We start from the raw sequence: 11,978 nt of genomic DNA, 5'->3' as shown, positions 1-11,978 counted from the left end.
CGTCCGCCTCGCGCAACTCCTACCTGCCCATCGGCGACCGCAGCCTGACGTGCGGTGCTAAACAGAGACACCGTGAGAGAGGCAGCAATGGACCAAGGCACCCGCGGCGAGCTCATCAGTCGGCTGGCCGAGGCGATCAGGTCCGTCACGACCGCGCACCCGCTGCGGGTCGCCATCGACGGGCCGCCCGCCGCCGGCAAGACCACGCTGGCCGACGAGCTCGCCGTCGTCCTGCGCGCGCAGGACCGCGACGTCATCCGCGCGACCATCGACGACTTCCTCTTCCCCCGTGCACAGCGCTACCGACGCGGCCAGTACTCGGCCGAAGGCTGCTACTTCGACGCCCACGACCACGCCGCGCTGCGCCGGGTCCTGCTCGATCCGCTGGGCCCAGGCGGAGACCGAAGGTTCCAACACGCGGTCTACGACAGAGACACCGATACCCCATCGTCCCCGCCGGCCACGACCGCCCCCGTAGACGCCGTACTGCTCTTCGACGGCGTCTTCCTCCTGCGCCCAGAACTCATCGACCGGTGGGACCTGCGCATCTTCGTGTCCGTCCCATTCGAGCAGACGGTAGATCGCGCCCGGGACCGAGGCACAGCGCCGGCCGGATCCACCGCCGACACCGCCGAAATCGAACGGTCCTGGCGCAACCGCTATATCCCCTCCCAACAGCTCTACTTCGCCACAGCCCGCCCAACCGATCACGCCGACATCATCGTGTACAACGATCAGCTCCAACGGCCGACCTGGGAAGTCCGAGCACACTCATCGATACACAGGATTTGACAATTGCTCCCGCACGAGCAGGACGCGCATCTGCACCGTTGAGATTCCAATCCCGGTGGGGGCTCAATGGGTTGCGGTCCCTCGTCATAGTCGGCTGGTTGTTGACCACAACGATCGCTGCTGGTATCTCGCGCAACCTTTCGCGTCAATGATCGCGAGAGCGGATGCCCCTCGCACGAAGGTCTTCGTGGCACAAGCCAACCGTGGGCTCTGAATTCAACCTCGGGGCTGCATCGCGAATCTCGGAGGTTTCGCCACTACCGCCTCAGGCGTGACGGCGATTATCGCGCTGATGAAGTAGACCATTGAGATCATCCAACGATCGCCGCCATGGATACGTATCGAGGCGGTCGGCCCCAGTGCTCGGGGGGTGCGGCTCGAACTGGCCAGGACCAATGAGGATTCGAACGCCTTCAGCGCGGAGCAGTTTGACAGCCTCCCGGAACGGTGCGCGAGTAGCTAGGGCGCTGTTGACGAAGGGTAATACCACCACGGGAATGCCGAGTCCTGGTGCTTCAGCGAGAAGCCCGAGCGCATACGTGTCGGCGACGCCTTGGGCGAATTTGTTGATGGTGTTGTAGGTCGCGGGGGCGACGATGATCGCATCAGCTCTTGGCTGCTTCGGTTCATCGGGTTTGCGATATTGACTTCGGACGGGGCGGCCGGTCTGCTTCTCCAGCGCTGGGACGTCAATGAAGTCAAGCGCCGGTGAGGTAGCGACGATCTGGACGGTCCAGCCGTCGTTTTGGGCCATGGTGACCAGGCGGCCGACATCGCTGGCCGGTCCGGCAGCGCAAACAATCACGTAGAGAACCTTGCCGGACTTGGTCACGCGGTCACTCCCAAGGATTCGGCGTATTCGCGTGCTTCGCGCCGCACGCTGATGGGCGCGGTGGTGAGGATGTCGTGGATAAGCCGGTGCGTTGCCGGGCGACTGGTGATCTCCTCGGGGGCGATCTCGCCGGCGGCCCGCAGGATGTGAAGAGCGCGATCATGCTTGCCCCAAGCGAGAAAGGCGCGGGAGGTGTCAAGCAGGACGGTTGCCTTGCGCTCGTTGATCGGTAGGGCATCGAGGTCGATCCTTCGGGCGTTCTTGATCGCGGTGCCTGCGTCGCCGAGAACGAGTGCGATGCTCACACGGTGGCACAGGACGTTGTTCGGCCCGAACGCGGTCCACATGTGGTTACCGTCGTAGCCGAGCCGGCGGCCGGCATCCTCGGCTTCGTCAAGGAGTTCCGCGGCGGTGTGCCGGTTGCCGAACTGTGCGGCGGCGACGGCTCCACGTAGAAGGAGCGTGCCGTACACGGACAGGTCGTTTGGGGACGGCTGGGTCAGGGCGGCATTCAGGCGTTTGGCGGCTGTACTCGCCATGTCAGTCGCTACGCGGTGGTGGCCGCCGTCCATGAGGGCATGGGTGATGATCCTGGCACTTGAGCCGATCATCAGCGGGTTGCTGCTGGCATGAGCGGATTGGACGCTGCGGTCAGCGGCGAGCCAAGCAAGGCCTTTGTCCTCCTGCTTTAGCAGGATGGATGCTGCCACGTGATGCGCCTCGGCGGACAGAGCATGCGCTCTGATTCGGGCGTCGCCTTCCACGGAATCGGAGGCGATGCGCAGAGCACGAATCAGGGACGGCAGCGATGCGGCGACCTCGGAGTATCGGCATGCCTGGTACGTACGCTTCGCCTGCGCCACGGTGGTGGCCAACTGCCCCAGGTCCGGAAGGTCTCCCGCGGCTATGGGGTATTCGGTGAGTGCTGCGGCAAGGTCGTCGATGCCAGCAAGCTGCTCGTTGTCGGTCAGAGGTTGCGCTATTACTGCGCTGAACAAGGCGGCCCCCGCAAGCCCCACGAAGTCGCGTCGTCGCACGCCGGTCACGTCCTCCCCTCGTTGGACGAGATCCACGGTACGGGGCGCGTTTGGGGTGATGAATCCCGCAACGGCATCCTGCCGTGGGATGAAGACGCCCTTGGGGGCCAGCCCCAGAGCCATTCGTGCCGGGTCGGGCAGGTTGAGGCCATCGGCGAGGCGCTCGAACACCTCTAGAGCTGTGACCTGCTGGCTTCCGTTCATGATGGCGCTGACCTTGCCCTGGCTGAAACCAGTCATGCTGCCAATCACCGTCTGGCTCAGCCCACCATACTGACGGACCAGTCGGAAGACCACGCCGATGTCGCGGACCGTCAGCGCGGCGAGCATGTCCGGACGCTGCCATATCGAGGCGGGGACCTCGTATGGCCGGGCGGAGCCTGGCTGCATCCGCGGCCCTCCCTTCACACGGGCGACAGAGAGTGTCTTCACTACTACGCGGTCATCATCCATCCCGCCGAGGGATGCCGCACGGGGATGGGCTGCGAAGGCCCGCGCATACGACCCTTAATCCATGATTGCGGAGACGAAGACGCGCGGCTGTCCAGGGAAGGACCTGCGATTCGTTCGCGGGACATCGGTTGGTCCTGAGCAGTGGCTTCACGACGTAGCCTTCGACCCGGTCGCGGGCGGCTACGAATGCTCAGGTTCCGGCTTGCCAGTGGCGGTGTGATGGATACTGATCGCCTCATTGCGGCACGACCGCGTCCGACGATCACCCCCGCTCGCTGTGCGGAGCGATTGCGCATCCAGCTGGAGCGGCACGGCGTGGAGGCCGACGTACACGAGGGATACGGCCTTGCCTTGGTGTCGGTCTGGATTGAGTTGGTCGTCTGGACCGACGGACGCTGGTTCCGGTGGAGTTCAGGCCGCACGTCGATCAGCGGACGCCCCGTCTACTCCTTCACCCCAGCCCTCGACGTCGTCACCGCGGCACGCCGAATCGCCGACCGCTACAACGAACTACGACGCAACCACCCGTGTTCGCCCCACTTCCTCGGTGAAGAGTCGTGAACCTCTCTGATCGTCTCCACAGCCCGCATATCCCACTGCCGCAACACGAGTGCCGTCCTCTGGCCTGGGGACAACCATGGCCGACGCAGCGGGTGCTGGTCCTGGCGTGGACATGCGATTGCCGGGCGAAGTTCTACGAACTCTGCCAGTCCGGAGGCATGGCATTCATCCGACGAACCATACAGTGCGACGGCGCACCACAAATCTCAGAAAGCCACCGCTGGCCGATACACCAAGGCTGGACAATCTGGAACTCCCTACTGGCCGGCCAAACCCGATGAAACAACAACATCACCAGTGGATCGCCCTTCGCGAACAGGGACGCTGACCTGCACGTGATCGCTCTTAGTAGCGGTGGCCAGGCCAGTGGGGGTCATCCCAGCGGGCCGGGCCGGCAAGGCCGAGCAGTCGGATCCGGTGGAGTAGCTCTACGGGGGCGTTCCGAGCATGGAGCCGGGCAGGGGCATGGCGGATCAGCCAGGACGTCAACTCGATACGCGTCTCTTCCTTGTCGTTCCAGCTTTCCCAGGGGAGTTGGTCTCCCAGTAAGTCGTACTCCCAGTGCGACACCGCTTTGGCCAGGTGGTGGTCAGAGACGGTGCCCGTCTGTGCTTCCCAGACGTGCAGCCACGGGCCGATTGCGGCGGAGGCTTCGGTGCATAGAGCAAGGACTTCGTGCGTGGGCACAGTGGGATCCGGGTCGATGAGAGTGTTGGCCCACCAGGCGCTCAGGAATTCCCGCACCGCTGCGGCTTGCTCGGTAGGCCACTGCTGCCAGTCGCCGCGAGCGAATGCGCGTCCGACCTCATCCATGCCGAAGAGAGGCTCGATGAGGCCGATGATGAGAGCCCTCGACAACTGGGGCAGAATGCGGCGCAACACGGATGCATGGTCATTCCAGTCGCTGGGCCAAGTGCGACGCAGGAGATCAAGGTCCAACTCCACGTCCGGCACCTTCAACTGCGCGAGCTCTTCTGCGCTTCCCCAGTGGCACACACAGTTTTGCTCGTCAGGATGGGCGGTCATGCCGCGGAAAGTGATCGCCATGTGGTTCAACGCGGCGTCGAGACGGAATCGCGCGGGCGTCTGGGCGAGGTTCATCGTGGGCATTCGCCTTCAAAGACTCCGGAAGGTCACACATCCGAAGATTGCTACTTTAGCGGCATCCGTGCCCCTGACGCGCTGTGAAGAGACGGAAGCGACGTTGTCAGCTTGGGAAGTGCATGGATCACACCTCGTGGGGGCGCTGAGCTGGGCTTCGGGCCGGTCCTGAGCGACCGTTGTTGCCCCCTCGTCACCCTGGCCAATGGCCGCTAATGGCCCGGCGAACGTAGCTCTGAGCCGTCCTTCTCGATTGATTCGACCGGCAGACGGAGCTGTGCAGGATCTCAGAGGCGGCGATGGACTGGGAGGATTCTCGTCGTGACCCCTCTGCCCCAACCCGACGACCTCACATCGTTGGTCCTGCGTACCGACTTCACCGACAACACGGCGTGGGACGCCCTGAAAGCCGCCCTCATCACTGCAGATCCTTACCCCAACGCGACCTTCGTCAGTGACGCTCAGTATGCCGGGGTGAGCATTGAGGCCCTGGTCCAAGCGGATGCCGAGGCGGACGACGAGGACAAGCTGACCTACCTGTTCCTCGCTGACGCGACCACCATGGCCGACGACGAACACCCACTGCTCGCCGTCGACCTCTACGACGAGCCCGGTCGCATCTTCCGGGTGCCGCTCCGCTGGTACGACGAGGTCTCCGCCAACCTGTCCATCGCGAACCTGGACTTCGCCGACTTCGCCGACTTCGCCGACGCCACCAATGAGTCCGGCATGTTCCGGGGCTTCGAGGGGGACTGACGGAACCGCGGCAGGGCACACGACGGTCGGTCTGTCGCGTGGTCTTTTCGACGCGGCGCGCACCCTCCGCGGCTGATCATTCGGCCTTGGTCTGCTCGGCTTGTCCCGGGTCGATGGTTGGGCGGGATTGATCAGGCTCCTGCCTCAGCCCCTTACGGTCCCGACGGCTGTGTATTCGTATCGGAGTCGGAGGCCCCGCCGGAGGCCGGCCTTATCCGCGGGCACGCCCAGGCGGGGCCTGGCACGATGGCGGAGTGGCGACTTACACCGACCTCGTCTTTGTGAGCAATGACGACCTACAGTCGGTCGCGGCCGAGGTGGCGTTGGCACTGGGAGTGACCCTCGAGTGGCGCGAGAGTTGGTATCGCGGCGGTGAGTACCTTCTTTCCATCGGCGAGTTCGGGGACGAGAGAACGTCGGTCCAGCGAAACGTGGAAATAGATGAACTCGCCGAACCGGATTACCCCGATGCGCTCACTCTCGTCCAAATGGAAGGGACAAGGCGGCCGGAGGAGATTGAGCACCGGCTTAGCCAAACCAGCATGATCCTGATCCGCCGGTCCACCCGGGACCAGCCCGATCGAGGCAGCGAACAGGACTCCGAGACCAGGCGTTGAAACCGGCGCGAACCGCAGTGCTGCGACTGATTCGTCGTGTCCCATGACTTGGACGGGGTCTTCCCCGTGGGCACACTGAACGCCCTCCGGCTCGGGCGACTCCTCGTCGCCGAGGTGATGGCGAGCCGGCCCGAATGTCGAGCGTGGGTGGCGGTTCACCCGCTACTTACGGATGCCGACAGTGCCGCTCAGCGGGAACACTGGACACGTAGCGACGCTCGACGCAGCTTTCGGCTGACGCATCGCGAGTTCCTCACCGAGCATCTCGACGGCTGGGACTACGACATCGGAAGCAGCGAGATCAAGCGAACCGTCGCGACTGACGAGGCGGACCTACGTGTCCGACTGCGAGCTTGGGAAGTACCGCCCGAACACCTCACATACCACTGGGATACCGACTTCCGGCGTAGCGCGCTGCCAGCTTGGGAATTGTAGGGAGCCTCCCGCTGCTAGGGCCCCCGACAAGAGCTACCCGGAGCCGCCGCACCACCGTCGACGCCCGTTTATCGCACCTCCTTCAACGGTCATGAGGCTGCGGCCCGTTCGCGGATCTCCACCGCCGTCTCAAGCATCTGCCGAGTGCTGGTGAACCAGTCCTGCAGATTCAGATCCACGATGAGCTCGTCTGCGCCGGCCTCTGCGGCCGTGTGGATGTCGTCCATAATCTGGTCGAGAGTGCCGACGAACGGCGATCGGTCAGGTCCTGGCGGACGGTCGGTGAAGGTGACGTTCCCCACCACGACCATCTCCATCCGGCTTGCGTCCCGGCCATACTCAGAAGCCATTTCCCGGATACGGTCCCAGCTTGCGCGCAGTTGTGCGGCTCCGTCCGGGCCTGGCGTGGCCAGGAACGGCAGCCAGCCGTCTGCGCGCTTGGCGATGCGCTGCAGGGCCTTGGCGCTGCCACCGCCGCCGAGCATCACGGGGATTTTCGCAACGGGCTTGGGCAGGACCGAGGCCTTGTCGATGACTACGCGAGGACTCCGGAAGTTCACCGGGTCCGGCCCCCACACGGCATCGAAGACGTCCAGCGTCTCGTCGAGGAAGCGGCCGCGATCCGCTCGAGTGGCGCCAGTGGCCCGGAATTCGTCGCTGGACCAGCCGGTGCCCAGGCCTGCGATCATGCGCCCGCCGCTGATCTGATCGATCGTGGCCAGCGCCTTCGCCAGCTGGACGGGTGTGTGGAGTGCAGCGATCAGAACAGAAGTACCGAGGCGGACCTGTTCGGTCGCCACCGCCGCTGCCGTGAGGACTGCCAGGGGGTCGGCGGCCTGCCGCTGGGTTTCCGGCCACGGCACGTTCGGCGGGGCATATGGTTCGGCGGGTGTCTCCGGGAAGATCAGCCGTTCGTAAGTCCACAAACTGGCGTACCCGGCCGCTTCGGCCGTTCTGGCCGCTTCGACCACGTCGTGTTGTAGGTCCACTCCCAATCTCTGGGGCAGACGAAGTCCGAGTCTCATTTGAGGCCTCCGATGTAGTCGTGAATGTCGTGGCCGCCGCAGGAACTGAGCCGAGCCTCACACCCACCCCCGTTTTCCCAGCGGAGGGCAGATTTCGGCTGTTCCCGGTCCACCCAGCGAGTCTTAAACACTCACATTGATGTGAAGGTCAAGGCGTAGGCTTGAGCACATGAGAATCGGAAAGCTCGCGGAGCGTACCGGCGTATCCCGCCGGCTACTGCGCTACTACGAGGAGCAGGGGCTGATCACATCCAGCCGCGCTCTCAATGGTTACCGTGAGTACAAAGAGTCACATGTGGACGTCGTGCTGCAGATCAAGGGACTGCTCGATGCCGGACTGCCGACCCGAATCATTCAGCAGCTCCTGCCGTGCCTGGACAAGCCGCAGACCATCTACGTCCCCAACGTGACACCCGAAATGATCGCCACACTGCAGTGCGAACAAGCTCGGCTGTCCGAACGCATCGAGTCCCTGACCCGCAACAGAGACGCAATCGCCGGCTACCTCGACACGGTTCTTAGCGTCAAGGCGGCGAACATCCAGAGCAGGGCCACGTCATGATTTGACGAGCATCTCGCGTTGGTCACGCGGCACCGACCTCGACGGGGAGGGCGCCGCCCTGCGTTGTTGGTCGCCTATGTCAGAGTGAGCAGCATGCTTGCGATCACGGTAGAGACTGAGGACGGGCAGCGGCACGTCCGGATAGCCGCACAGGAGTTGGCCGGTCTCGTCCGCCGGATTGGGGCCGAGGACGACAAGTTCCTCGTTGTTCAGCGGATCCCCGATCTGCCCGATGTCTTCATCCAGGTGTGGCACCAGGCAGGGGCCGTCTACACGCTGGAGTACCGCGACGGCGCGCCCGACCGGCACTTCGAGGTGATGCTCGACGGACCAGAGCCGGTGATCGCGGCGATGACCGGCTGGGCTCGCGCGGACCGCGGCTGGAACTCTGGGTTGGACTGGGTGCCGGTGGACCTGGGGCCGGCGCCGGATCCGGTGCCCCCGCTTGATCTCGACGAGGGCGAGCGCGAGCAGCTTGAAAAACGCGTCCGTGAGGTGCTGGTTGGCGGCTATGTCACGCGAGCACAACTTTCCGAGATCGCGCAGGACTATCTCGTCTCTGGAGACTACCGGCCGGTCTCGCCCGAGCAGGCGCGGCAATTGGCCGACCGGATGTGGCTGGAGCGCGTTGAGGAACAAGCCGCCTGGGAGGGCGAGACGGACCCGGAGCGGCTCACCCGGGCTTTCACGGCGCTGGAGACGGCCGGCGTCACGGCACGGGAGGACTTCACCTGTTGCCGTTCGTGTGGTCAGGCGGAGATCGGCGGAGTGGGCCCTTCGGACGCCCGTGGCTTTGTCTACTTCCACTCCCAGTGCACAGACGCGGCTGCGGGCGGCCATGGACTGGCGCTCTTGTACGGCGGGTTCGACGGTTCGCCGGAGACGACGGCAACTATCGGCCGGGAGGTCGTGGCGGCGCTTGAGGAGAGCGGGCTGTCGGTGGAGTGGAATGGGGACCCCCGGCAGGCCATCACGATCACACCGCTGGACTGGCGCAGACGACTCGTCGGCTAGGGGTGCGTGGCTTCCGGCGTCTCCTAGGACCTGGTCCGTCTTGAGTCGGCGGCCCGAGTCGCCGACGGCGGCAAGGACCGGTCCCCAGGCCGCATGCCCGGCCGCCGAGCGGGCGTGAGGCCGCGAAGCGCCGCCCTTGATCTTTATAAGCACAATTCGGCAGACCAGGCGTTGTCCTGGTTGTCCTGTCCCGGGACATGCCTGACGTACGCGGTTGGCGTTCGTCAGCATCTCCAGTGACACCCAGTACGTGGCATCGATGCGCCGGTGACTCAGCTCGCCGCAGTACCAGGGTCCCCTCGCTTGTAAGTCAACCGAGAAGGGGGCGGGATCAGCACGCACACCATCCATGACTGCTTCTAGGACGGAAACTGGAACGGAACTGGGCGCGCCTGCGGGCTGCAGCTACGGGACGTTGTTCCAGGCGGAGATGACTGGCTGTTCATGCTCGGTGCCCAAGGCGCTGAGGGTGCCCGGATGTGGGTGGCGAAACAGCCGAGCGGCTGAGGGGTCGAGGCCGAGCCAGCGTGCGGTGAGCACTCGCTGCAGGTGACCGTGAGCGATGAGGGCAACGTCGCCATCGTGCAGTAACGGCCGGACCCGGTCGAGCACTGCGTCCGTGCGCGTGGCGACCTGGTGCAGCTGCTCGCCGGGATGGTTGGCGTCGCCGGGGATGACGCCGTCCCGCCACAAGTGCCAGCCTGGCTTGATTTCCCGGATTTGCGCTTCGGTCATGCCCTCGTAGCCGCCGTAGTCCCACTCCAGCAGGTCTGGATCGGGTTCGACGTCGGTCAGGCCCGCTAGTTCGGCCGTCTGCATGGCGCGGCTCAGCGGGCTGCTGAACACCGCGACCAGTTGGCGGCGGGCCATTGCCGGGGCGAGTGCTTTGGCCGCGGCGACACCCGCGTCGGTCATCGGAAGGTCGGTGCGGCCGGCGTACTGGCCCGTCCTGCTCCATGCGGTTTCACCGTGCCGGATCAAGATCAATTCACCCATTCGCGGGACACTATCTCACGGTGTGATTGCGCGCGTTGCGACCACCTGAGAGCGAAACCCTCCTGACAGGGAGCACCCGAAATTGCTACCGAAAGTGGCGATCTGCTACCAACAGTTACACTCAGGGGGTTGTCGTATCTGAAGTTCTATTCATCGTGCTAATGCCGACATTTGGTCATCAGGAGGACGATCTGGCGTTGCCGAGGGATCCAGTCCAGGTGCTGATCATCCTTGTTACGAACGAACACTGAACCTGAACCTCGCGCAGCGCAGACGACAGAACCTGATCACCCAACCCGGTCAGCTGAACGGCTGCAGGCCGATCGTCGCCAGCAGGTCGAGCTGCCCGGCCGCCTCGCTGTCCTGCGCGCTGGTGTAGACGATCAACCGGAGGTCGGTGTCACGTACAGTGAGGAAGTCGCTGTCCATTGTGATCGGTCCGACCTCGGGGTGCAGGAACGTCCGACTGCTCAAGCCGGGCTGGGGGGCGGCCAGGCGCTGCTCCCACAGGTCGGCGAAGTCTGTGCTGACTTCCAGCAGATCGTCGATGAGGTCGCCGAGCAGCTTGTCCTTCGGATAGCGGCTTCGAGCCTCGCGCAGATCGGAGACCAGTTCCAGGCGGAGCAGGCGTTCCTCGGCCTCGGTGCGGATATAGCGTGTTGGAGCGCCGGTGAAGACGGTCCAGGCGAGGTTCCGCTCACGCATCGGCAGTGCCGACGTGTCGCCGGCCAGGGCATACGCGAGCGGGTTGGACGTGATGCACTGCCACGAGGCGTCGACGACCTGGACGGGCAGGTCGGTCAGGCGGTCCAGGATCCGCTGCACGCTCGGCGTGATGTGACGCTTGATGCTCCCGTGGGCCGGCTCGGCCTGATCCGCGACGCGGAAGAGATGTGCGCGCTCCTGGTCAGAAAGCCGCAGCACCCGGGCGAGCGACATGAGCACCGACGGCGACGGGTGGATCGCGCGGCCCTGCTCCAGGCGGGCGAGGTATTCGACCGACAACCCGGAAAGCTGGGCGACCTCCTGCCGGCGCAGGCCGAGCACGCGGCGCCGGCCGCCCTCCGGAAGGCCTACCTCGGCGGGTGACACTCGGCCGCGCCAGAGGCGCAGGCTGCACGCGAGCTCGTTCGAATCTGAAACCACAACCTCACTCTAGGTCCGCGCGGCAGGCACAGGGTCGCCCTGCCAGTACGAGGCTCGGCAGGTCCATTTCGCCTGGTGTGCGGACAGGTAAGTATCGGATCGCGGCCCCGTTCTGGGGCCGGCCGGATCAACCCGTCACCACGGGTGTGGCTACCAACAGAGTGGAGAGATTGACGATGAGTACAGGCATGTCTGCGGAGGAGCTGCGCGAGTTCTACGGGCGGTACGTGGAGATGGCGAACACGCGTGACTTCGACGGGATGCGCGAGCTCCTTCACGACGAGGTCATCCTGGGCGGCACTCCGGTTGCCCGTGAAGCCATCATCACCGAGTTCCGCAAGCACACCGATGCCGTCCCGGACATCCACTGGGAGGTCCAGGAACTTCTCGTGGAGGGCGGTCACATCGCTGCTCGCGCGCTCGACACCGGAACGCCGGTGGCGGAGTGGAACGGTCTGGCCCCCAACGGAGCGAGCATCTCCGTCGCCGAGACCGCGTTTTACGAGGTCGTGGACGGCCGATTCAAGGTCATGTGGTACATGATGGACGTCGACGCACTGCGGCAGCAGCTCGTCGGCTGACCCACGATCGGTCCCCCGCAGGGTGACCTCGGTGTCCGCCAACGCCCATGCCCCCGCCGGAGTGACGCGA

The 11,978-nt window shown here is 64.9% G+C and carries 13 protein-coding genes; 7 read left to right on the top strand and 6 right to left on the bottom strand.

What is annotated here, in order from left to right:
• Positions 1 to 87 precede the first annotated feature (87 nt).
• Complete coding sequence (locus Pka01_RS37590; RefSeq protein ID WP_203887772.1) at positions 88 to 792, top strand: cytidylate kinase family protein; 705 nt, start codon at positions 88 to 90, stop codon at positions 790 to 792.
• Between the two features lie 265 nt (positions 793 to 1,057).
• Here Pka01_RS37590 and Pka01_RS37585 read toward each other — a convergent pair whose 3' ends face one another.
• Together Pka01_RS37585 and Pka01_RS37580 are read right to left on the bottom strand one after the other, a co-directional pair.
• Positions 1,058 to 1,624: a flavoprotein gene (locus Pka01_RS37585; RefSeq protein WP_203887771.1), complete on the bottom strand. Its 567-nt coding sequence runs from the start codon at positions 1,622 to 1,624 to the stop codon at positions 1,058 to 1,060.
• Positions 1,621 to 2,991, bottom strand: a complete 1,371-nt coding sequence (locus Pka01_RS37580) for a helix-turn-helix domain-containing protein (protein WP_203887770.1) — start codon at positions 2,989 to 2,991, stop codon at positions 1,621 to 1,623. The genes Pka01_RS37585 and Pka01_RS37580 overlap by 4 nt, the downstream gene beginning before the upstream one ends.
• Before the next feature lie 411 nt (positions 2,992 to 3,402).
• Between Pka01_RS37580 and Pka01_RS37575 the strand changes: the two genes are divergently transcribed.
• Positions 3,403 to 3,675: a hypothetical protein gene (locus Pka01_RS37575; protein WP_203887769.1), complete on the top strand. Its 273-nt coding sequence runs from the start codon at positions 3,403 to 3,405 to the stop codon at positions 3,673 to 3,675.
• Positions 3,676 to 4,020: 345 nt separating this feature from the next.
• On the opposite strand, the gene Pka01_RS37570 is transcribed toward Pka01_RS37575, so the two are convergent.
• Positions 4,021 to 4,776, bottom strand: coding sequence for a hypothetical protein (locus tag Pka01_RS37570; RefSeq protein ID WP_203887768.1), 756 nt, complete (start codon positions 4,774 to 4,776; stop codon positions 4,021 to 4,023).
• 321 nt (positions 4,777 to 5,097) lie between these two features.
• On the opposite strand from Pka01_RS37570, the gene Pka01_RS37565 reads away from it, so the two are divergent.
• Positions 5,098 to 5,532, top strand: a complete 435-nt coding sequence (locus Pka01_RS37565; RefSeq protein ID WP_203887767.1) for a DUF6924 domain-containing protein — start codon at positions 5,098 to 5,100, stop codon at positions 5,530 to 5,532.
• A 254-nt stretch (positions 5,533 to 5,786) separates the two neighbouring features.
• Entirely contained in the window at positions 5,787 to 6,149 is a 363-nt protein-coding gene (locus Pka01_RS37560; RefSeq protein WP_203887766.1) for a hypothetical protein, read from the top strand.
• 524 nt (positions 6,150 to 6,673) lie between these two features.
• Here the strand turns inward: Pka01_RS37560 and Pka01_RS37555 are convergent.
• Positions 6,674 to 7,573 carry a TIGR03619 family F420-dependent LLM class oxidoreductase gene (locus Pka01_RS37555; RefSeq protein ID WP_203887765.1) on the bottom strand — a complete coding sequence of 300 codons (900 nt, stop codon included), beginning with the start codon at positions 7,571 to 7,573 and terminating at the stop codon, positions 6,674 to 6,676.
• 205 nt (positions 7,574 to 7,778) lie between these two features.
• On the opposite strand from Pka01_RS37555, the gene Pka01_RS37550 reads away from it, so the two are divergent.
• Together Pka01_RS37550 and Pka01_RS37545 are read left to right on the top strand one after the other, a co-directional pair.
• Positions 7,779 to 8,171 carry a MerR family transcriptional regulator gene (locus Pka01_RS37550; protein ID WP_203887764.1) on the top strand — a complete coding sequence of 131 codons (393 nt, stop codon included), beginning with the start codon at positions 7,779 to 7,781 and terminating at the stop codon, positions 8,169 to 8,171.
• A gap of 93 nt (positions 8,172 to 8,264) precedes the next feature.
• Positions 8,265 to 9,185 carry a DUF6891 domain-containing protein gene (locus Pka01_RS37545; RefSeq protein ID WP_203887763.1) on the top strand — a complete coding sequence of 307 codons (921 nt, stop codon included), beginning with the start codon at positions 8,265 to 8,267 and terminating at the stop codon, positions 9,183 to 9,185.
• Between the two features lie 405 nt (positions 9,186 to 9,590).
• Here the strand turns inward: Pka01_RS37545 and Pka01_RS37540 are convergent, their stop codons facing one another.
• Both Pka01_RS37540 and Pka01_RS37535 read right to left on the bottom strand, forming a co-directional pair.
• Positions 9,591 to 10,181, bottom strand: a complete 591-nt coding sequence (locus Pka01_RS37540) for a histidine phosphatase family protein (RefSeq protein ID WP_203887762.1) — start codon at positions 10,179 to 10,181, stop codon at positions 9,591 to 9,593.
• 300 nt (positions 10,182 to 10,481) lie between these two features.
• Positions 10,482 to 11,327 carry a helix-turn-helix transcriptional regulator gene (locus tag Pka01_RS37535; protein ID WP_203887761.1) on the bottom strand — a complete coding sequence of 282 codons (846 nt, stop codon included), beginning with the start codon at positions 11,325 to 11,327 and terminating at the stop codon, positions 10,482 to 10,484.
• A 188-nt stretch (positions 11,328 to 11,515) separates the two neighbouring features.
• Here Pka01_RS37535 and Pka01_RS37530 point away from each other — a divergent pair, with 188 nt between their 5' ends.
• Positions 11,516 to 11,908 (top strand): ester cyclase, encoded by a 393-nt coding sequence (locus Pka01_RS37530; RefSeq protein WP_203887760.1) that lies wholly within the window; start codon positions 11,516 to 11,518, stop codon positions 11,906 to 11,908.
• Positions 11,909 to 11,978 lie beyond the last annotated feature (70 nt).

This window comes from Planotetraspora kaengkrachanensis, from assembly GCF_016862895.1.
Taxonomy (GTDB): domain Bacteria; phylum Actinomycetota; class Actinomycetes; order Streptosporangiales; family Streptosporangiaceae; genus Planotetraspora; species Planotetraspora kaengkrachanensis.
Note: the sequence above shows the minus strand (reverse complement) of the source record. Positions and strands in the feature narration are given on the sequence as shown.

Bases quoted from the DNA above. Each gene is read 5' to 3' on its own strand.
- Pka01_RS37550 (WP_203887764.1), top strand. From the start codon at position 7,779: ATGAGAATCGGAAAGCTCGCGGAGCGTACCGGCGTATCCCGCCGGCTA.
- Pka01_RS37545 (WP_203887763.1), top strand. From the start codon at position 8,265: ATGCTTGCGATCACGGTAGAGACTGAGGACGGGCAGCGGCACGTCCGG.
- Pka01_RS37540 (WP_203887762.1), bottom strand. From the start codon at position 10,181: ATGGGTGAATTGATCTTGATCCGGCACGGTGAAACCGCATGGAGCAGG.
- Pka01_RS37570 (WP_203887768.1), bottom strand. From the start codon at position 4,776: ATGAACCTCGCCCAGACGCCCGCGCGATTCCGTCTCGACGCCGCGTTG.
- Pka01_RS37530 (WP_203887760.1), top strand. From the start codon at position 11,516: ATGTCTGCGGAGGAGCTGCGCGAGTTCTACGGGCGGTACGTGGAGATG.
- Pka01_RS37580 (WP_203887770.1), bottom strand. From the start codon at position 2,991: ATGCTCGCCGCGCTGACGGTCCGCGACATCGGCGTGGTCTTCCGACTG.
- Pka01_RS37590 (WP_203887772.1), top strand. From the start codon at position 88: ATGGACCAAGGCACCCGCGGCGAGCTCATCAGTCGGCTGGCCGAGGCG.